The organism is Agrobacterium sp. T29, from assembly GCF_006970545.1.
Classification (GTDB): Bacteria; Pseudomonadota; Alphaproteobacteria; order Rhizobiales; family Rhizobiaceae; genus Agrobacterium; species Agrobacterium leguminum.
This window is the reverse complement of the sequence record NZ_CP040640.1, coordinates 1387116-1406296: the sequence shown is the minus strand read 5'-3', so window position 1 is coordinate 1406296 and position 19181 is coordinate 1387116. Positions and strand designations below refer to the sequence as shown.

At 60.5% G+C, this 19181-nt stretch carries 20 protein-coding genes; 10 read left to right on the top strand and 10 right to left on the bottom strand.

The annotated features are described in order from the left end of the window. Positions 1 to 9: 9 nt before the first annotated feature. From trpD to FGF54_RS07080, 4 genes are all read right to left on the bottom strand, one after another. The gene (gene trpD, locus FGF54_RS07095) at positions 10 to 1029 is read right to left on the bottom strand and encodes an anthranilate phosphoribosyltransferase (RefSeq protein ID WP_142779298.1); all 1020 of its coding nucleotides are present in this window, start codon (positions 1027 to 1029) and stop codon (positions 10 to 12) included. 16 nt (positions 1030 to 1045) lie between these two features. Next, positions 1046 to 2905 (bottom strand): peptidylprolyl isomerase, encoded by a 1860-nt coding sequence (locus tag FGF54_RS07090; RefSeq protein WP_246666971.1) that lies wholly within the window; start codon positions 2903 to 2905, stop codon positions 1046 to 1048. 302 nt (positions 2906 to 3207) lie between these two features. After that, positions 3208 to 3342: a hypothetical protein gene (locus FGF54_RS27715; RefSeq protein WP_003522748.1), complete on the bottom strand. Its 135-nt coding sequence runs from the start codon at positions 3340 to 3342 to the stop codon at positions 3208 to 3210. Positions 3343 to 3382: 40 nt separating this feature from the next. Further along, entirely contained in the window at positions 3383 to 3562 is a 180-nt protein-coding gene (locus tag FGF54_RS07080; protein ID WP_003522749.1) for a hypothetical protein, read from the bottom strand. A 436-nt stretch (positions 3563 to 3998) separates the two neighbouring features. Between FGF54_RS07080 and coaD the strand changes: the two genes are divergently transcribed. The 6 genes from coaD to FGF54_RS07045 all read left to right on the top strand — a co-directional run bounded on the left by coaD (position 3999) and on the right by FGF54_RS07045 (position 9363). After that, a complete protein-coding gene (gene coaD / locus FGF54_RS07070) occupies positions 3999 to 4493 on the top strand; it encodes a pantetheine-phosphate adenylyltransferase (protein ID WP_020810243.1) in 495 nt (164 codons plus the stop codon). 29 nt (positions 4494 to 4522) lie between these two features. Beyond that, complete coding sequence (locus FGF54_RS07065) at positions 4523 to 5092, top strand: peptidylprolyl isomerase (RefSeq protein ID WP_142779296.1); 570 nt, start codon at positions 4523 to 4525, stop codon at positions 5090 to 5092. A gap of 37 nt (positions 5093 to 5129) precedes the next feature. After that, positions 5130 to 5639: a peptidylprolyl isomerase gene (locus tag FGF54_RS07060; protein WP_020810245.1), complete on the top strand. Its 510-nt coding sequence runs from the start codon at positions 5130 to 5132 to the stop codon at positions 5637 to 5639. A 316-nt stretch (positions 5640 to 5955) separates the two neighbouring features. Continuing rightward, positions 5956 to 7038, top strand: a complete 1083-nt coding sequence (gene queA, locus FGF54_RS07055) for a tRNA preQ1(34) S-adenosylmethionine ribosyltransferase-isomerase QueA (protein ID WP_142779295.1) — start codon at positions 5956 to 5958, stop codon at positions 7036 to 7038. Then, positions 7038 to 8168, top strand: coding sequence for a tRNA guanosine(34) transglycosylase Tgt (gene tgt / locus FGF54_RS07050; RefSeq protein ID WP_080856425.1), 1131 nt, complete (start codon positions 7038 to 7040; stop codon positions 8166 to 8168). Before queA ends, tgt begins: the two co-directional genes overlap by 1 nt. 37 nt (positions 8169 to 8205) lie before the next feature. Beyond that, entirely contained in the window at positions 8206 to 9363 is a 1158-nt protein-coding gene (locus FGF54_RS07045; RefSeq protein ID WP_142779294.1) for an aminodeoxychorismate synthase component I, read from the top strand. Between the two features lie 119 nt (positions 9364 to 9482). Here FGF54_RS07045 and FGF54_RS07040 read toward each other — a convergent pair whose 3' ends face one another. The 5 genes from FGF54_RS07040 to FGF54_RS07020 form a co-directional block, all read right to left on the bottom strand. Further along, positions 9483 to 10760, bottom strand: coding sequence for a type III PLP-dependent enzyme (locus tag FGF54_RS07040; RefSeq protein ID WP_168208030.1), 1278 nt, complete (start codon positions 10758 to 10760; stop codon positions 9483 to 9485). Then, on the bottom strand, positions 10744 to 12276 hold the full coding sequence (locus tag FGF54_RS07035) for an AMP-binding protein (RefSeq protein ID WP_142779293.1): 1533 nt from the start codon (positions 12274 to 12276) through the stop codon (positions 10744 to 10746). Before FGF54_RS07035 ends, FGF54_RS07040 begins: the two co-directional genes overlap by 17 nt. Continuing rightward, on the bottom strand, positions 12273 to 12536 hold the full coding sequence (locus FGF54_RS07030; protein ID WP_020810249.1) for an acyl carrier protein: 264 nt from the start codon (positions 12534 to 12536) through the stop codon (positions 12273 to 12275). Before FGF54_RS07030 ends, FGF54_RS07035 begins: the two co-directional genes overlap by 4 nt. A 105-nt stretch (positions 12537 to 12641) precedes the next feature. Beyond that, positions 12642 to 13382 (bottom strand): hypothetical protein, encoded by a 741-nt coding sequence (locus FGF54_RS07025; protein ID WP_168208029.1) that lies wholly within the window; start codon positions 13380 to 13382, stop codon positions 12642 to 12644. Positions 13383 to 13669: 287 nt separating this feature from the next. Beyond that, positions 13670 to 14797 (bottom strand): S-(hydroxymethyl)glutathione dehydrogenase/class III alcohol dehydrogenase, encoded by a 1128-nt coding sequence (locus FGF54_RS07020; RefSeq protein WP_003525152.1) that lies wholly within the window; start codon positions 14795 to 14797, stop codon positions 13670 to 13672. Positions 14798 to 15129: 332 nt separating this feature from the next. Between FGF54_RS07020 and FGF54_RS27490 the strand changes: the two genes are divergently transcribed. From FGF54_RS27490 to FGF54_RS07005, 4 genes are read left to right on the top strand one after another with little or no spacing between them, the layout of a single operon-like run. Next, positions 15130 to 15366: a hypothetical protein gene (locus tag FGF54_RS27490; protein ID WP_246666970.1), complete on the top strand. Its 237-nt coding sequence runs from the start codon at positions 15130 to 15132 to the stop codon at positions 15364 to 15366. Then, the gene (locus tag FGF54_RS07015) at positions 15314 to 16441 is read left to right on the top strand and encodes a pilus assembly protein (RefSeq protein ID WP_246666969.1); all 1128 of its coding nucleotides are present in this window, start codon (positions 15314 to 15316) and stop codon (positions 16439 to 16441) included. Before FGF54_RS27490 ends, FGF54_RS07015 begins: the two co-directional genes overlap by 53 nt. 1 nt (position 16442) lies before the next feature. Beyond that, positions 16443 to 17009 carry a TadE/TadG family type IV pilus assembly protein gene (locus tag FGF54_RS07010; protein ID WP_142780173.1) on the top strand — a complete coding sequence of 189 codons (567 nt, stop codon included), beginning with the start codon at positions 16443 to 16445 and terminating at the stop codon, positions 17007 to 17009. Continuing rightward, positions 17006 to 17608 (top strand): TadE/TadG family type IV pilus assembly protein, encoded by a 603-nt coding sequence (locus FGF54_RS07005; protein ID WP_142779290.1) that lies wholly within the window; start codon positions 17006 to 17008, stop codon positions 17606 to 17608. Before FGF54_RS07010 ends, FGF54_RS07005 begins: the two co-directional genes overlap by 4 nt. Before the next feature lie 6 nt (positions 17609 to 17614). On the opposite strand, the gene trmFO is transcribed toward FGF54_RS07005, so the two are convergent. Then, entirely contained in the window at positions 17615 to 19057 is a 1443-nt protein-coding gene (gene trmFO / locus FGF54_RS07000; RefSeq protein WP_168208028.1) for a methylenetetrahydrofolate--tRNA-(uracil(54)-C(5))-methyltransferase (FADH(2)-oxidizing) TrmFO, read from the bottom strand. Positions 19058 to 19181: the final 124 nt, after the last annotated feature.

The window sequence follows — 19181 nt, the reverse complement described above, 5'->3', positions numbered from 1 at the left end:
ATCTCGCTCTCATTCCTGACCCTCGTTGGACACGGCAACCAGACGGTCGAGCGCGGCTGCGGCCTTGCCGCTGTCCAGCGCTTCGCTGACGATCGCCATCGCCTGAGACAGTGTTTCCGCCCTGCCGGCGATAACCAGCGCTGCGGCCGCGTTGCACAGCGACACGTCACGATAGGCGTTGCGCTTGCCGGACAGGACCTCGCGCAGCGCCGCCGCATTGGCAATGCCGTCGCCGCCCTTCAGATCTTCCATGGAAGCGGGCTCGACACCGAAATCCTTCGGCGTCAGGTCGAAGGTGCGGATCTTGCCATTTTCCAGTGCCGCGACATGGGTAACGCCCGTGGTCGTCACCTCGTCCATGCCGTCGCCATGCACGACCCAGATGCTTTCCGAACCCAGATCGCGCAGCACTTCGGCAAGCGGCACCAGCCAGCGCGGCGAAAAGACGCCGAGCAGTTGCCGTTTGGCGCCGGCCGGGTTGGAGAGGGGGCCGAGCAGGTTGAAGATGGTGCGCGTGCCGAGTTCGACGCGGCTTGGACCGACATGGCGCATGGCCGAATGGTGAAGCTGCGCGAACATGAAACCGAGACCCGCCTCGCTGATGCAGCGGGCGATGAGTTCCGGGCCGATATCGAGCTTCACGCCGAGCGCGGAGAGCGCATCCGCCGTGCCGGATTTGGAGCTCAGCGCCCGGTTGCCGTGCTTGGCGACCGGCAGGCCAGTGCCGGCGACGATGATCGAGGCGAGCGTCGAGATATTATAGGTGCCGATGCCGTCACCGCCGGTGCCGACGATATCGATGGCATTGGCGGGGGCCGAAACCGGCAGCATGCGGGAACGCATGGAGGAGACGGCGCCGACGATTTCGTCCACCGTCTCGCCGCGCACGCGCAGCGCCATCAGGAAACCGCCGATCTGCGACGGCGTGGCTTCGCCCGACATCAGAATGTCGAAAGCCGCCCGCGATTCCTCGCGGTTCAGGCTTTCTCCATTGGCGACCTTGGCGATCAGCGGCTTCAGTTCGGCCATCTTGTCGCCCCCCGGGTTAGAAGCCGACCATCGCCTGATCGGCGAGGGCCTGATTGATGGTGACACCATAGTCATTCTGCAGGCGGTTGACCATCTGGTCCAGCATGTCGTCGCCGGCCGCGCGGGCAATGGCGGCGAACTGCTGGTCGTCATTGGCGAGCGCGTCGGCAGGCGCATTGGTGTCGACCGAGGTGACCTTGAAGAGGATGCGGCTGGAACCGTCGGCATCGGCCGCCGTGCCCACCTTGCCCTCCGCGCCGGAGAAGACCGCCGCGATCGTCTGCTGACCGAAAATAGCGTCTTCGCTGTTGCGGCGCAGGCCGGATTTCTGTTCGACGGCAAGGCTCAGTTCACCGGCCACGGCTTCCAGCGTGTCGCCCTTTTCGACGCGCGCCTTCAGTTCCTCGGCCTTGGCGGCGAGCGCGTTGCGTTGCTGCTCCGCCGTCCAGTCGGCCACGACATCGTCGCGAACTTCGGCAAGCGTGCGGTCGCGGGCGGCGATGATCTGGTCGACATCGAACCAGATGTAGCCTTCACGGCCGAGATTGATCGGCAGCGCTTCTGTGCCGGGTTCGGTCTTGAAGACCTCCTGCGCGAGCTGCGGGGAAGGCAGGCCCTGAACCGCATCGCCCTTTTCATCGAGGCCGGAAGCGTCGATGGCGGCGATGGTGACGGGTTTCAGGTTCAGCTGCGTTGCCGCATCGGCGAGCGAAGAACCGCCGGCGCGCAAATCTTCGTAACGGTCGTGAACATTGGTGATTTCTTCCGCAGCGGCGGCGGTGGCGAGGTCCTTGCGGATATCTTCCTTCGCCTCATCCAGCGTGCGGGTCGTTTCCGGCTTGATGCCGGTGACGCGCAGGAGAACCGGGCCGAAGGAACCCTGGACCACCGGCGATACACCGCCATCCTTCTGGATGGCGAAAGCCGCGTCGGCAATCGACTGGTCGGGGATGGTATCCTTGGTGAATTCGCCGAGCGTGACGTCGGAAGCGGTCTTGCCCTGATCCTTCACCACCTGGTCATAGGTGGTGTTGCCGAGGCGAATCTGCTCGGCGGCGGCCTCCGCCATTTCCTTTTCAGGGAAGGTCAGCTGCTCAACCGTGCGACGGCCGGCGGTGCGGAAGCTGTCCTTGTGGCTGTTATAATAGTCGGCGATCTGGGCGTCGGTGACGGCGGCCTGATCGGCGATATCGGACGGCTCAAGCTTCACATAGGTGAACTTGCGGAACTCGGGCGCGCGATATTTCGTCTTGTTGGTTTCGAACCAGGGGGCAAGCACGTCGTCGCCCGGCGCCTTGACCGGCGGAATGACGGCGTTCGAAAGAATGACGTAGTCGACGGCGCGCTGCTCGTTGCGATACTGCTTCAGCGCATCCACCAGCACCTGCGGTGCGGCAAAACCATCCGAGACGGCTTCGACGATCTGGCTGCGGACGGCGACCTTGCTGCGTTCCTTGATATAGTCATCCTCGCGGAAACCGGAATTGCGCAGGCGCTCGCTGAAGAGATTGCGGTCGAACTGGCCGTTGACCGCCTTGAAGGCCGGGTCTTCGGCAATGAGGTTGGCGAGGCGGTTTTCCGAAAGGCCGAGATTCATTCTGGACGCGAGCTCGTCAAGCGCTGCACCGGCCGCAAGCTGGCTGAAGACCTGACGGTCGATGCCGAAGGCCTTGGCCTGCTCGGTCGTCAGCCTTGTGCCGAACTGGCGGCTGAGATCGGAAATCTGGCGCTGATAGGCGAGGCGGAATTCCTCCGGGCTGACCGTCTGGTCGCCCACCGTCATGACGGCGTGGGAATTGGCGGTGACAAGCGATGCGGAAACGCCCCAGATGCCAAAAGAGACAACAAGCAGGAGAAGCAGCAGCTTGGCTGCCATGGTTCGAGAAGCATTTCTCAGGGAATCGAGCATCGTTATGCAAACCTCACAGGAACGTCATCGCGGTCGCCGGCTGTCCGGCCCGCAACGTATCGGCGTTCCTTAAATCAATCCAAACGGAAATTGAAGGGAATTTGCCTTGGAAAAACGGGGTTTTGAAAACGCTTGTGTGATTGGAGGCGGGATTTTCCGCCATCGTCTTCGCCCCATTGCCCCCGCGAGGCGCAAAATAAAACCGCCCGGAAGGTCCAGGCGGTTGAAAAGAATCACTTTTAAGCGGCCGTCTGCCCGGCCCGTCGCGCTCAGAAGGCGCGGTCGCGCCGGATCATCGCCTTGAATTCCTCGTCTTCACGTCGCATCTCGGCGACCACGGAGACCATCGATGTCACGAACATAACGCTGATCAGGGCAAGAAGCATTGTCAGAAATGTGAACATGATATCGTCTCCGGGAGTTTTGAGAAAATTCTCTCCGTTATCAGTAGTAATTCATATACTGATAACGGGCGGTCAGCTGCGGATAGTCCGGGCCCAGCTTTTCAGGCTTCTGTTCATAAAGGCTAAACGTCGTTGCTACCATTGCGATAACCAGTACTGTCCAGGCGGTGCTGATAACGCTGATTTTCGCCGAAGTAGACTGTTTTTCTCTTATAAACATCTGTCCGTTCCTTTGGTTCTTTCTTAACGCGCCATGTCTCGACATGTTCCGCGTCAACCGTAAAAATCGATTAGCATCGCGCCTGTGAAACTTCCTTGAATGGCTCGTTCATCTGGCGTTCAGGAAACTGGCTAAGGCCGTCATTCGAGAAAAATATACTCGGCTGCGAATGAAGCGATGATCGAAAGGACGATCATGAAGGCCAGCATTTTCAATTCTCCGGATGCTTAACGAGTGAGGGGCGTTTCGGTTTCCCGATGCCGTGCATTTAGACAAAATAGCTGTGAAACCGCACTGAACGGCCCATTCATCCGCGGTTCACGCCGCAGCCGCGCTTGTGAGGGGTGGTTATAAAGTCTTGCGCCGCGTGCCTCTCCATGACAAAAGGCGGCACATATGCTGAAGCGTCGAGACGCGCCCACCATCTGAGAGCGATATGACGATTGCCTTTTATCCAGGATCCTTCGATCCGATGACCAACGGACATCTGGATGTGCTTATTCAGGCGCTGAACGTGGCGTCGAAAGTCATCGTTGCGGTCGGCATTCATCCCGGAAAAGCGCCGTTGTTCAGCTTCGAGGAGCGGGCAGGGCTGATAAAGCGGGCGCTTGCCGAACATCTGCCGGGCGAAGCGGCGCGCATGGAAGTCGTCTCTTTCGATAATCTGGTCGTCGATGCCGCCCGAGAGCACGGTGCGCGCCTTCTGCTGCGCGGCCTGCGCGACGGCACCGATCTCGATTATGAAATGCAGATGGCCGGGATGAACCGCCAGATGGCGCCCGATATCCAGACCGTATTCCTGCCCGCCGGCACCTCGTCGCGACCCATTACAGCCACATTGGTCCGGCAGATCGCCGCCATGGGCGGCAATGTCGACGCCTTCGTGCCGAAAGCCGTGCTTGAAGCCCTCAACGCCAAGCTGAAGCGCTGACTTCAGCCCCACATTCTGGAGCCAATCCGATGAAACTCGTTCGATTTGCCTTTGCCGGCGCCATGTTTGCAGGCGCACTCGCCGCCAGCACCTTCGCTTCCGCCGCCGAACTCTTGACCGTGCAGCTGAAGGACGGTCCCGTTGTCATCGAGCTGATGCAGGATGTCGCGCCCAAGCACGTGGCGCAGATCGAGGCGCTGGCCAAGAAGGGCGCTTATGACAATGTCGCCTTCCACCGCGTCATCGACGGCTTCATGGCGCAGACCGGCGACGTGCAATATGGCAACATGGAGAAGGGCTTCAGCGCCCAGCGCGCGGGTACGGGCGGTTCCGACCTGCCGGATATTCCGGCCGAATTCTCCAAGGTTCCGTTCACGCGCGGCGTGGTCGGCATGGCCCGCTCGCAGGATCCGAATTCCGCCAATTCGCAGTTCTTCATCATGTTTGCCGACGGTCCGTTCCTGAACGGCCAATATACCGTGGTCGGCAAGGTCGTGTCCGGCATGGAAGCCGTCGACAAGATCAAGCGCGGCGCCGGCGGCAACGGCGAAGTTTCCAACCCCGACCGGATGATCAAGGTCACCGTCGGCAAAAAGTAAGGTAAGGGCAATGGAGCCCGAACAGAGGAGAATAGTCATGGCCGAGATCAAGGATCCGGAAAACACCATCATCATGGAAACGACGACCGGCAAGGTCGTGATCCAGCTGCTGCCGGAAGTTGCTCCGGGCCACGTCGCCCGCATCAAGGAACTCGTATCGGAAGGCGCTTACGATGGCGTCGTTTTCCACCGCGTCATCGAAGACTTCATGGCCCAGACGGGCGACGTGAAGTTCGGCAAGAAGGGTGCGGAAAGCTTCAACCCGGCCCGCGCCGGCATGGGCGGCTCCGACAAGCCGGACCTGAAGGCCGAATTCTCCGCCATTCCGCACGTGCGCGGCACCTGCTCTATGGCCCGTTCGCAGAACCCGAACTCCGCCAACTCGCAGTTCTTCATCTGCTTCACGGATTCGCCGTGGCTCAACAAGCAGTACACCGTCTGGGGCCAGGTCATCGAAGGCATGGAAGCCATCGACAAGGTCAAGCGCGGCGAGCCGGTGAAGGACCCGGATTCGATCGTTTCCATCAAGCTCGCTTCTGCGGCCTGATTTTCGGAAATTGCAGTTCGACCCGTCTCGCAGTCTATGCGAGGCGGGTTTTGACGTTTATTGACGGTATGTGATTTTAAGGATAGACGCGGCGGTTTTGACGCTTGCCATCCGTCGCGTCGTTCTCTTCTTCCCTCATTCCTGTGCTTGTCACAGGAATCCAGCCAGCCCAAGTCCCTGGGCTGAAAGGACTCCTTCCGCCGCGCAGACGCGCGCCGACTGGATTCCTGTGACAAGCACAGGAATGAGGGGTGCGGATGCGTCGGGCCGCAAAACACCGTGCCGTGTCAAATTGGATTTCTGGAAGACCCTTGCAATGCGTGTAGACTTGTTCGATTTCGATCTGCCCGAGGAGAATATCGCCCTGCGCCCGGCGAACCCGCGCGATAGCGCGCGCCTGTTGGTGGTCGATCCGAATGAGAACCGCATGGAAGACCATCGCGTCTTCGACCTGCCGTCCTTCCTGAAGCCCGGCGATGCGCTTGTCTTCAACGATACCCGCGTCATTCCCGCCCAGCTCGAAGGTGTACGCCTGCGCGAAGGCGCGCCGGAGACGGCGGTTTCGGCCACGCTGCACATGCGCGCCGATCAGTCCCGCTGGAAGGCCTTCGCGCGTCCCGGCAAGCGCATCAAGCAGGGCGACCGCATCCGTTTCGGTTATGAGCGCGACAATGCCTGCGGCCTTGCCCATCTGGAAGCCACCGTCGAGGAGAAGGGCGAGGAGGGCGAGATCACGCTGCTGTTCGACGTCTCCGGCCCGGTGCTGGACGAGGCGATTGCCTCCGTCGGCCATATTCCCCTGCCGCCCTATATCGCCGCGAAACGCCCGGAAGATGCGCAGGACCAGACCGATTACCAGACCATCTACGCCCGCGAAAAGGGTGCCGTTGCCGCCCCCACCGCCGGGCTGCATTTCACGCCCGATCTGTTCGAAGCTCTTGATAAGGTGGGTATCGAGCGGCATTTCGTGACGCTTCACGTTGGGGCAGGCACCTTCCTTCCGGTTAAGTCCGACGATACTGACGATCACAAGATGCATTTCGAGATCGGCCATGTGTCGCGGGAAACCGCCGACCGGCTGAATGCCGTCAAGGCGCGCGGCGGGCGCATCGTTTGCGTCGGCACCACCTCGCTGCGCCTGATCGAAAGTGCGGCCGATGAGAATGGCGTTATCCACCCATGGTCCGATGCCACCGGCATCTTCATCACGCCGGGATATCGCTTCCGCGCGGTCGATATTCTGATGACGAATTTCCACCTGCCGAAATCGACGCTGTTCATGCTGGTTTCGGCTTTCTGCGGTCTCGAAACGATGCGTGACGCTTATAAGCACGCCATCGAAACCGGATACCGCTTCTATTCCTATGGCGATTCCAGCCTGTTGTTCCGGAAAAACTGATGCACGACAAATTCACCTTCACCCTGAAAGCCACGAGCGGCGGCGCACGCCTCGGCGAAGTCGCCATGCCGCGCGGCGTCATCCGCACGCCCGCCTTCATGCCGGTCGGCACGGTCGGCACCGTCAAGGCCATGTATCTCGATCAGGTGCGGGAGCTTGGGGCCGATATCATTCTCGGCAATACCTATCACCTGATGCTGCGGCCCGGTCCGGAGCGTGTTGCCCGCCTTGGCGGCCTGCATGAGCTGATCCGCTGGCCGCACCCGATCCTCACCGATAGCGGCGGTTTTCAGGTGATGTCGCTTTCCGGCCTGCGCAAGCTGGACGAGAAGGGTGTGACCTTCAAGAGCCATGTGGACGGTTCTCTGCACCACATGTCGCCGGAACGCTCCATCGAAATTCAGGGCATGCTAGATTCGGATATCCAGATGCAGCTCGATGAATGCATCGCGTTGCCGGCCGAGCGCAAGGAAATCGAGCGCGCCATGGAAATGTCGCTGCGCTGGGCCGAGCGCTGCCGCGTCGCCTTTGGCGAGCAGCCCGGCAAGGCCATGTTCGGCATCGTGCAGGGCGGTGACCAGCCGGATCTGCGCATCCGCTCCGCCGAAGGGCTGAAGCAGCTCGATCTCAAGGGTTATGCGGTCGGCGGCCTTGCCGTCGGCGAGCCGCAGGATGTGATGCTTGGCATGCTCGATATCACCCTGCCGGTCCTGCCCACCGAAAAGCCGCGTTACCTGATGGGCGTCGGCACGCCCGATGACATCCTGAAATCGGTGGCGCGCGGCATCGACATGTTCGACTGCGTGATGCCGACCCGTTCCGGCCGTCACGGGCTTGCCTTTACCCGTCGCGGCAAGGTCAATATCCGCAATGCCCGCCATGCTGAGGATATGCGCCCGCTTGACGAGCAGTCCAACTGCCCGGCCTCGCGCGATTATTCCCGCGCCTATCTGCACCATCTCACCCGCGCCAATGAGGCGCTGGGCGGCATGCTGCTCTCCTGGCACAATCTTGCCTATTATCAGGAGCTGATGCAGGGTATCCGCAAGTCTATCGAGGAAGGCCGTTTCGCCGATTTTTATGCGGAAACCATCGAAATGTGGGCGCGGGGCGATATAGACCCCATCTGACTCTTCCCGACTTTTTCTCCTGTTTCGGACGCTTTCCTTGGCACACGCGCCTTACGTTCTTTTCCGGGATGATACGACCGGCACGGTGACAGCCTTCACCGAGCCGGAAGAGATCATCGTCGCGGATGAACCGGCGTCGTTTTTTGCTGCGCTGAAGCGCATGGAAGAGCTGCGCCGGGCCGGGAAATACCTCGCCGGCTATATGTCCTACGAAGCGGGTTTCCTGTTCGAGCCGAAGCTTGCGCCTTTCGCGGACGAGCCTCGCAACGTGCCGTTTCTCAATTTCGGCGTCTTTTCCGGCCCGCAGCCGGATGAGGGACCGTTCGCGCGGCCGGCAAATCTGCCGGATGCGGATGCGTTTCTGTCCGATCCCGTGTCCGCATGGACCCTTCAAGACTATTGCCAGCGTTTCGAGCGTCTGCACGACCATCTGCGTCGCGGCGACTGTTACCAGGGCAATCTGACCATGCCGGTCCATGCCCGCTGGAGCGGCGATCCGCTGACGGCCTTCTGGTCGCTGATCGAACGGCAGCCGGTGAAATATGGCGCGCTGGTCGATCTCGGCGGCCCGGTCATCCTGTCGCGCTCGCCGGAACTGTTCTTCTCGGTGGATGGGGAGGGTTTCATCGAAACCCATCCGATGAAGGGAACGACGCCGCGCGGGGCCGATGCGGAAGAAGACCGGGCCATCATCGCGGCGATGCTGGCGGACGAAAAGACGCTCGCCGAAAACCGCATGATCGTCGATCTGCTGCGCAACGATATTTCCCGCATCACCGAAGTCGGCAGCCTTGATGTGCCGCGGCTGTTCGATATCGAGACCTATCCGACCGTGCACCAGATGGTCAGCCATGTGCGGGCGAGACTTCTGCCTGACGTGACGGTGGAAGATATCTTCGCCGCCCTGTTTCCCTGCGGCTCCGTTACCGGCGCGCCGAAAATGTGGGCGATGAAAATCCTGCGCGAGCTGGAGGCTACGCCGCGCGACGCCTATTGCGGCGCAATCGGCTTCATGTCTCCAAGTGGTGAGATGCGGTTCTCCGTGGCGATCCGCACGCTCAGCCTGTTTGACGACGGCCGTGCCGTCTTCAATGTCGGCGGCGGTATCGTGTTCGATTCCGTTGCCGAGGCGGAATATGATGAGTGTCTGCTGAAATCGAAATTCGCGGTGGGGGACAGGTTGCTTCGGGGTTAGTCGCCTCCCTCATTCCTGTGACAGGCACAGGAATGAGGAAGATTGGAGGAAGCTCCGGGGTAAGCAGCCAAATGTGTGCCCTTAGGAAAGCCGGCTACGGTTTTCGCTACCAAACGTCCTCAGCGCCCGATCACCTCAAACACCCCATTCTCCACCAGCACTTCCTTCGCCGCCGCATGGCTCAGAAAACCCGCTGGGCTGGCGCTGGCGCCATAGGCGCCCGATTGCAGGATGGCGAGGAGATCGCCGGCCTTGAGCTTCGGCAGCGCCGCATTGCGGGCGAGCGTATCGAGCGGCGTACAGAGCGGGCCGACGATGGTTGCCGTTTCCTCATGCTCCGCCCGCATCATGGCCGGTGCGACGATGGGGTAGTTGCGCTTGACGATCTGGCCGAGATTGCCGGAGGCGGCCAGGTGATGGTGCATGCCGCCATCCATCACCACGAAGGTGGTGCCGCGCGAGGTCTTTACCGAGTTCACCTCCGCCACATAGACGCCGCCGGGACCGGCGAGGAAACGGCCGGGTTCGACGATGACATGGGCGTCGGTTATCAGCGGATGCGCCTTCAGGAGCGCCTTGAGATCGGCAATGGCGGCGCTGACTTTTTCAAGATCGAGCGGCGTTTCGCCTGCGAAATAGGGAATGCCGAGACCGCCGCCGAGATCGATGGTTTCGAGCGGCCTGCCGAGAATCTCGGCCGTGCGCGCGGCAAGGGATATGCCGTGTCTCCATTGGGAGACAAGCATGTCGGCATCGAGGATCTGCGTGCCGCCGTAAATATGGACGCCGACGAGATCGATATATCGGGCGTCCTTGAAGAGCGTCAGGACATTTTCCAGCTCCTCCTCATCGAAACCGAAGGCTGTGGCCTTGCCGCCCATGCGCATCGCGCCGGCCTGTGCATCCGGCACCGGATTGATGCGGATCGAGGCTTTGACCGGCTTGCCGATTGCCTCGATGCGGGCGATTTCCTCGGCGCTTTCGATGTGGATTTCGCCGATGCCGCCCTCGATCACTTCGCGCAGCTCGGCCATGCCTTTGCCGGGGCCGGCAAAGATGATGTTTTCCGCTGCGACACCGGCCTTGATGGCGGCGCGGTATTCACCGACGGAAGCGATTTCCGCACCCGCACCTTCCTGCCGGAAAAGCGAGACGATGGCGGGCAGGGGATTGGCCTTCACCGAATAATAGATATCGGCAAAACCGCCGAGCGCGGTTTCGAGATCGCGATAGGCGCGGCGCATGGCGGCAGCGTCATAGAGGAAGCAAGGCGTTCCGGTCCCGGCGACAATATCGCGCACGGGAAGTCCGCCGATCATCAGATCGTTCTCGCTTGTGTCGAATAACGCGGCTGCAAAAGCCGGGCCGTGGCTCTGGGGTTTATCCGTTGGCGCCATTGTCTGTCCGTTCGCGCACCAGCGCGCGGTAATCCACCTTGCCATTGGCCGTGACCGGCAGCCGTTCCACCAGTTCGATGGCGCGCGGGATCATGAAGGGGGCTAGCATTTCGGCCGCCTTCTTCAGAGCCGCCGTCACATCTATATTCTGGTTGGCGGCAGTCGCCACGGCATGGACCTTTTCGCCCGCAAAGGGGTCCGGCAGGCCGATGACGGCGACCTGCTGGAAAAGGCCTGTCGACATCAGGCTTTCCTCAACCTCGGTCGGGCTGATGCGATAGCCCGACGATTTGATCATCGCATCGTTGCGGGCGACGAAGCTGAAGAAACCATCCTCGTCCTCCACCGCCAGATCGCCGGAATAACACACGGTCTCGCCGCCCAGCGCCGCCGGAATGAAGGGGTGAGGGCGCAGCACCTTTGCCGTATCCTCCGGCCGGTTCCAGTAACCCAGCGAGACGGTCGGGCCGCGATGCACGAGAATACCGGGCTCACCCGGCTTTGCCCTCTGTCCCTCGGCGGTGACGATGAAGATTTCGCATTCGGGAATGGCCTTGCCGATGGAGGTCGGGCGGCGGTCGATTTCTTCAGGCGGCAGGAAGGTGGAGCGGAAGGCTTCCGTGAGGCCATACATCAGGTAGATTTTCGTATCCGGCAGCTTCTCGCGCAGCGCTTTTACGGTTTCCTGCGGCACGCGCCCGCCGGAATTGGTGATGTAACGCAGATGCGGCAGAGGCGTCTTTGTGAGCGACGGGGCCGCTTTCGTCAGGATGGCCCAGATCGTCGGCACGCCGGCGAGACCCGTGATGGCATGGTCGCGCAGATCGCGGACGATCTCATCGCCCAGCCGGAAGGTGGAGATGATCGTGGCCGCGCCCTGTTCCACCGCCGTCAGCAACTGGTTCAGGCCATAATCGAAGCTGAAGGGCAGGAGGGACAAAATGCGGTCGCTACCGGTGATGTCCAGATAGGTGCGCACGATGCGCGCGCCGGCCAGAAGATTGCGGTGCGACAGCATCACGCCCTTGGGCGATCCGGTGGAGCCGGAGGTATAAAGAATGGCGGCCAGGTCTTCCCCTATTGCCGCTGAAGGCCGGGCGGGTGTGTCGGCGCGGGCCTCTATCTCTTCCGCCAGCAGGACCGTGACGTCGGGAAGGTCTTCCAGTGCCGCTTTCAGCTCATCCATCATCGCGGCGTCGCTGATGACGATTTTTGCGCCGCAATCCTTAACGATATGGCGAATCTGCTGCGCCTTCAGCAATGCGTTCACCGGCACGAAGACGCCGGACGCCATGCTCACGCCAAAGATCGACCAGCATTCCTCGATGCCGCGCGGCAGATAGATGACGACGCGGTCACCGCGTTGCGCTCCGGCTTCCTGCAATGCCGCCGCGCAACGGGCCGCCGCTGCGGAAAATTCGCGATAATTCAGAGATCGGTCCTTGTGGACGAGGGCCTGATCGTCGCTCGCCGCGCGGGCGGTAAGCAGGTGGTGCAGCAGGAAATGGGGTGTCATCTCCTCCGTTCCCTGAGGACGAAGGCAATGAGATCGGCCGGCGTGCCGAGATTTTCAGGCGTGAAATGTTCGTCATCGAGAATGATGCCGAAACCCTCGCCGAGGAAGATCATCAGTTCCAGAAAGCCGAGCGAATCGATCACGCCGCCTTCGAGAAGCAGCGTGTCGGCGGAAAAGGGGGCATAGGCGGGAAAACGGTTGGAGAGATAGGAATAGATGGTATCGGCAACGTCGATTTCACTCTTTTTCGCTGCAAGCATGCTCGTTCTCCGATTTCCCGCGTGTTTCCCAATGACCTGCCCGGAACGGCGCTTTTTCTGTAAAGGCCAAGATTCCGTCAAGTCGCGCACGACTCACTAAAATACCTACGGTGGCAATAACACCAACTCTGAGTATGCTTCGTTAATAAATCGTGGGTTCCATGCGCCTTTTACTTGTATCGGTGCAGATTTATGTGCGGCAAGGCCGCCGGCCTTTCGCTCTGCGCCCGTTGCCGCCATGGTCAGCGCAAGCCGGCCATGGCCGAGAAGGTGGCGGGCAATTGCGGATATGTGCCTTTGCGCGACCTGCCGGTCTTCGCAATGGATGAGGCGCGCAGATGGCAATCTTTTGGTCGTGGTTTTCAGGAAGACCAGCGGGTAATGGCGGTTCTCCGCCTCCATCACAGCCACGATGCAGCCGAGACGGGCGTGGTCCTCCAGCATGTCGCGCATTTCGCCGGAGAGTATTTCCGGTTTTATCTCGCCTGGCGGGCGCAGCCGTGCGCTTGCCGGGCGAAGCGCTGCAAAGGGCAGCGGATAAAAAAGCGTGCAATCGGTCACCGTCGCAAAGCCCAGCCTCTCATTCAGCTTGCAGGCTTCGGGAGAGGGGGTGAGATCGGTGAAGATTTCGTCCTCATTGGAGGATGCCATCTGCAACATGCGCGGGGCGAACCAGCGGCAGGAAGGTTCCACATACCAGCTCGACAGGTTGACGACGATCCTGCCGGTTTCCGGCAGGCGGCTTTTGATCGTCAGCAGCACACCTGCGGCATCGTCGCCCTTCATCAGCAATTGCCCGATAGCGCCGAGTTCGCGCCGCTCGTGATGTTCGCTGACGAGCGACAACCCGCGCGACCAGAAGGCCTCGCTTTTTTCCGGGAAGCCTTTCGCCAGAAGAGCGACGGCGGCGACGCGGTTTCCGTTGTCGATCGGTACGATTTTCAGGGTCGCTCTCCGCAGGTCTGGCGTCGTTCTGGGCGGGGAGGGATTTTCAACTCCACCGCGTAGTATCGGCTTACGACGATAGATTTACCGTCCCGTTAATCGCAATGGCTGCAGCGGGTTGGAGGCGATCACATTTGCATGAATGGCGGGCGGGCGCGGTTTCGCGCGCCCGCCCGCGTCTTGTCCGATCAATAAACCACGACGCCGCGAATGCTTTCGCCCTTGTGCATCAGGTCGAAGCCCTTGTTGATGTCTTCGAGCGGCATGGTGTGGGTGATCATCGGGTCGATCTGGATCTTGCCTTCCATGTACCAGTCGACAATCTTCGGCACATCCGTGCGGCCGCGCGCGCCACCGAAGGCCGTACCCATCCAGTTGCGGCCTGTGACGAGCTGGAACGGGCGCGTGGAGATTTCCTGGCCGGCACCGGCAACGCCGATGATGACCGACTTGCCCCAGCCGCGATGCGAGGCTTCCAGCGCCTGACGCATGACTTTGGTATTGCCGGTGCAATCGAATGTGTAATCCGCGCCGCCGATCAGGTCGCCATTGCGCTTCGTCATGTTGACGAGATAGGGCACGATGTCGTCGCCGACTTCCTTCGGGTTGACGAAATGGGTCATGCCGAACTTCTCGCCCCAGGCCTTGCGGTCGGGGTTGATATCCACGCCGATGATCATGTCCGCGCCGGCAAGGCGCAGGCCCTGCAGCACGTTGAGGCCGATGCCGCCGAGACCGAAGACGATCGCCGTGGAGCCGATCTCGACCTTGGCGGTGTTGATGACCGCACCGATGCCGGTCGTCACGCCGCAGCCGATGTAGCAGACCTTGTCGAAGGGTGCGTCGGGATTGATCTTGGCGAGCGCGATCTCCGGCAGAACCGTATAGTTCGAGAAGGTCGAGCAGCCCATATAGTGATGGATCTTGTCTTTGCCGATGGAGAAGCGCGAGGTGCCGTCCGGCATCACGCCCTGGCCCTGGGTGGCGCGGATGGAGGTACAGAGATTGGTCTTGCGCGAGGTGCAGGAATAGCATTCGCGGCATTCCGGCGTGTAGAGCGGAATGACATGGTCGCCCTTCTTGACCGAGGTGACGCCGGGTCCGACATCGACGACGACGCCCGCGCCCTCATGGCCGAGAATGGCCGGGAACAGGCCTTCCGGATCGGCGCCCGAGAGCGTGAAATCGTCCGTGTGGCAAATGCCGGTCGCCTTGACCTCAACCAGCACTTCGCCGGCGCGCGGGCCTTCGAGTTGAACGGTCATGACCTCAAGCGGCTTTCCGGCCTGAATGGCAACTGCGGCGCGAACGTCCATATCTTATCTCCTGGCATTGTCTTGTGATTGAACAGGGCTGTTTTGCCCGAGCTTGGCTGGAGGGACAAGGGGCGAGCCCAAGTTTGTGTTTTCGGAAGCGGCCGTGAATTGAAACCCCGCACGGCCGTCAAGCGGTCATATGCTCTTATAGGTACTCGCTAATTTATTGATTAATAAATTAAGCATATGAATTTGCTTCATATTTTTAGGTTCCGATTGAGCTTTGATTTACGGTTTGCGTGTTAATTGACCCCTGTATTTACAGTGGTCAAGCGAAGTTGCTCGAAAAGCAGCACCGTCGGCGACCAACGAGCAATTTTAGAGCGACCGGCGTGAGCCGGACATTTTTTAGCGTCGCAGAAAGCCAGGCCTGTCGCTTTTCACAGCGCGCCTTTCCCATGGCGATGAGCGACATGAAACGGTGTTTTGATGACGAGCAGGCGGATAAAAAAAGCGGCATGGAAATGGAGCGTGTTTTCATCGCTCCTCAGGGACCGCGCGGGTACCTTCGCCATCATGACCGCGCTGCTGCTGCCGGTCTTCATCATTTTGCTGGGGCTGCTTTTTGAGGGTGGCAGGGCGCTGGCCTATTACAACCAGTCAAAGCGGGTCATGGCGATGGCATGCGAAAGAGCCACCAAGCCGACACGCACCTACACGTTGCTTGACACTGTCCGGCGCGACAATGTGACCGCGGCCTTCGATGCGATGATTCAATCCACCAGGCAGAAGGTCCTCTCGCGCGACGTGCAAGTGAAATGGACTGAGACAAAAATCAATGCCGAGTTCAGTTACGGGCTGATTTTCTCGGAGATGTTCAATCTCGAGAAGCTGAAATATCGCCTTGCCTACTCTTGCGAGGGCATCCCACCTTATCCCGAGGACGATGCGGTCATCATTGACAATATGTTCGAGAGCAACGCTCTCGGCGTCGAGCGGGTTCTGAAAAACGGCGTTACCAAGGAAACTCCCGGCGGTTGCTGGGGTGTCTATCCCTATTCGGAGATCGGATGGGATGGCGGGACCGGCCCCGGCGTCGAGTTGCAGGACTGGAGCAGCCCCTGCTGCCGCCGCAACCACAATTGGGAGGGCTATCCGGCGGGAATGCAGAGCAAGAAACTCAACGAGGCCCCTACCGCCAACGACAAAGCCTGCACTTTGAAGGAGGTCGATAAGGCAAAGACCACCGACAAGATCGAAATCGACAAGAAGGCGGGCACCGAGCTCTCATTGCCAACCCGTTATGTCATGGAGCTCGACAGCGACTGGGGCCCGCCTAAGCCCGGCAAGAAAAAAAATATCGAAGCCAATAGTTCGATCTACAAGGATGTCGAGCTTCATCCCGGAATATATAAGATCATGGTTTGGTATAATGGGCGCCGGGCCGTCGAGGACGTGGAGAAAACAAACGGAATCAAGATCTCGCTCCAACAGCTCCTTCCTGACCTGAAACCCCAGCAGCGGGTGTGGGAGTTGACCCAGGATAAAAACAGTATTGCCTGGACGCCGAGGGATTACAGTTTCAGGGTCAAGGCCTACTCGATCTATCGGGTGACGATTGAGGCAACCGGCCTGAGCGACAGCTTTGGTGGCATCATCACCGGTTTCCAGCTCATCTACGTGGATCGAATGGAAGAGGGCTGAGATGAAGTCCTTACTTTCCCCGCGTCAGGATAAAAGCCGTGGTGGCCCGAGCAGATGCCGGGTCACGCATGCCAAATGTTATCGGCTGCTCGGCGACCGAAAGGCAGCAACGGCGGTGGAGACGGCTCTGCTGTTGCCGCTGTTTTTTGCGCTGATTTTCGGGACGCTCGAAATCGGCCTGCTGATGCTCTATTATCTTTATCTCTCGTTCGCATCGAATGCGGGTATCGAATATCTCCGCAAGGCGGCGTCGGACGGTAAACCGGCAACCGAGATTGCGTTGCGCAAGGCAATTTCCTCTCGCTTCATTGGCGGGACGGATGAGACCACTCTCAAGATTGCTCTTTTGCCGATTCCCGACGACGATATTGCCGAAGCCAAAGTGCCCATACCGATCGTGAACGATTTTCGCCCGCCCGCCGATACCGCCGGGCAGTACATTCTGGCCATCGGTTACAACTGGAATTTTTTGATGCCGACGACGCGTTTCCTCGTGCCGGACACGGGCGGCATTCATCAGTTGCGCAACATTTCCCTGGCGATCACTGCCGTGCGGGTGACCGAATGAAAAAAACGACATGGTTTTTGCGTCTTGCTGGTTTCGGCCGTTGCCGTTCTGGCGCTGCGGCGGTGGAAATGGGGCTTTTGGCGCCGCTGCTTGTCCTTATGCTTGCAGTGATCATTGAGGTCGGGCGGGGTTGGCTGAGCTATGACCGGTTCATGACGATAGTCGACAATTCAGCGCGCTGGGCGGCAAGATTCCCCGAATTCGAGGAACGGGTGCGCACGGGGGTTCCGAGCTTCGTCGTCCTTTCCGGCAGCGGCATTCTCCAGACGGGCAAACTCGACCTGACGCTGAGAAGCGTCAAACTGGTGGATAAGGTCGCCCGGCTGCAATTTCCCGCCCACAATTTTCTGGGATCTGCCGAAGATGTGCCATGGGAGAAAACCGTGATTGCCAACGGTTTCGTTGCTCAGGAAGCTATCATCGTCGTCTCCGGTCGCTACAGCTATCGGCCGCTGATCTCGGTCCTGGCCGATATCACGCTCAAATTCGAATATGTTGCGGCCGTCAACCCGTTCTTTTCCCAGCGATATCCTTACCAGAGCGGCAAATCGGATTTCGCAAAATGGAACCTCAAGCGCTCGCCGTTCAAAGCAAACTGATCGGCCTCAGACAGCCTCTGTCTCGGCCTGGCTTTCGTCGAGCCACGCCGCACAATCCCGCAACGCCCGCGCTGCAATAAGCTGGCGTTTCATGATCGTCTTGTCCTTGCCGCGAAAACGCTTCACGCCTTCCGGCTTGACGATGGAGCCCGGCGCCAGTTCCGGGAACAGGCCGAAATTGATGTTCATCGGCTGGAAGGAGCGTTTGCCCGGCTCATCATCGGAGGAAAGGTGGCCGCCGGTGATGTGGTTGAGGAGCGAGCCGAGCGCGGTGGTGGCCGGCGGCAGGCTTGGCGCCTCGCCCTTCTGTTCGGCGGCGGCGAAGCGGCCGGCGAGAAGGCCGACGGAGGCGCTTTCCACGTAACCTTCGCAGCCGGTGATCTGGCCGGCGAAACGCAGGTCCGGCCGGGATTTCAGCTTCAGCGAGCGGTCGAGCAGGATCGGGGAATCGATATAGGTGTTGCGGTGCAAGCCGCCGAGGCGGGCGAACTCCGCATTTTCGAGGCCCGGTATCATGCGGAATACATCCGCCTGAACGCCGTATTTCAGCTTGGTCTGGAAACCGACCATGTTGTAGAGCGTGCCGAGCGCATTGTCCTGTCGCAGCTGCACGATGGCATAGGCCTTGACGGTGGGGTTATGGGCGTTGGTCAGTCCCATCGGCTTCATCGGGCCGTGGCGCAGCGTCTCGCGGCCGCGCTCGGCCATGATCTCGATCGGCAGGCAGCCATCGAAATAGGGCGTGCCTTCCCATTCCTTGAAACCCACCGTGTCACCGGCAATCAGCGCGTCGATGAAGGCGTTGTACTGCTCTTCGTTCAGGGGGCAGTTGATGTAATCCTTGCCGGTGCCGCCGGGACCGACCTTGTCGTAACGCGACTGGTACCAGCAGATATCCATATTGATGCTGTCGCGGTGGACGATGGGAGCGATGGCGTCGAAGAAGGCGAGCGCATCCTCACCCGTCTCTGCCTGAATGGCGGCTGCGAGATCCGGCGAGGTCAGCGGGCCGGTGGCGATGATCGAGTTGCCCCATTCCTTCGGCGGCAGGCCATTCACCTCTTCGCGGATGATTGTCACCAGAGGGTGACTTTCCAGCTCTTTCGTCACGGCCTCGGAGAACCCGTCGCGATCGACGGCGAGCGCGCCGCCGGCCGGCACCTGGTGTCTGTCGGCGCAGGCCATGATGAGAGAACCGGCAAGCCGCATTTCAGCGTGGATAACGCCGACCGCATTGGCGGTCGCATCGTCGGAGCGGAAGGAGTTGGAGCAGACCAGTTCCGCCAGCGTATCGCCCTTATGCGCATCCGTGCCGCGCACGCCGCGCATTTCATGCAGGATGACGGGTACACCGCTCTGCGCGATCTGCCACGCGGCTTCCGAACCGGCCAGTCCGCCGCCCACGACATGAATGGGAGAAGTGGTCTTGTCTTGCATGCTGGCGTCCATGGGCGGCCGCGGGGCGAAGGCTCCCGTCCGGCGCTGTCTTTCGAGTGATTGTTCCGCACGGGTCCCGAAGGACGCGGCATTGTTTGCGGATGCACTAGCATGCATGGCCGGGGCAGCCAAATGT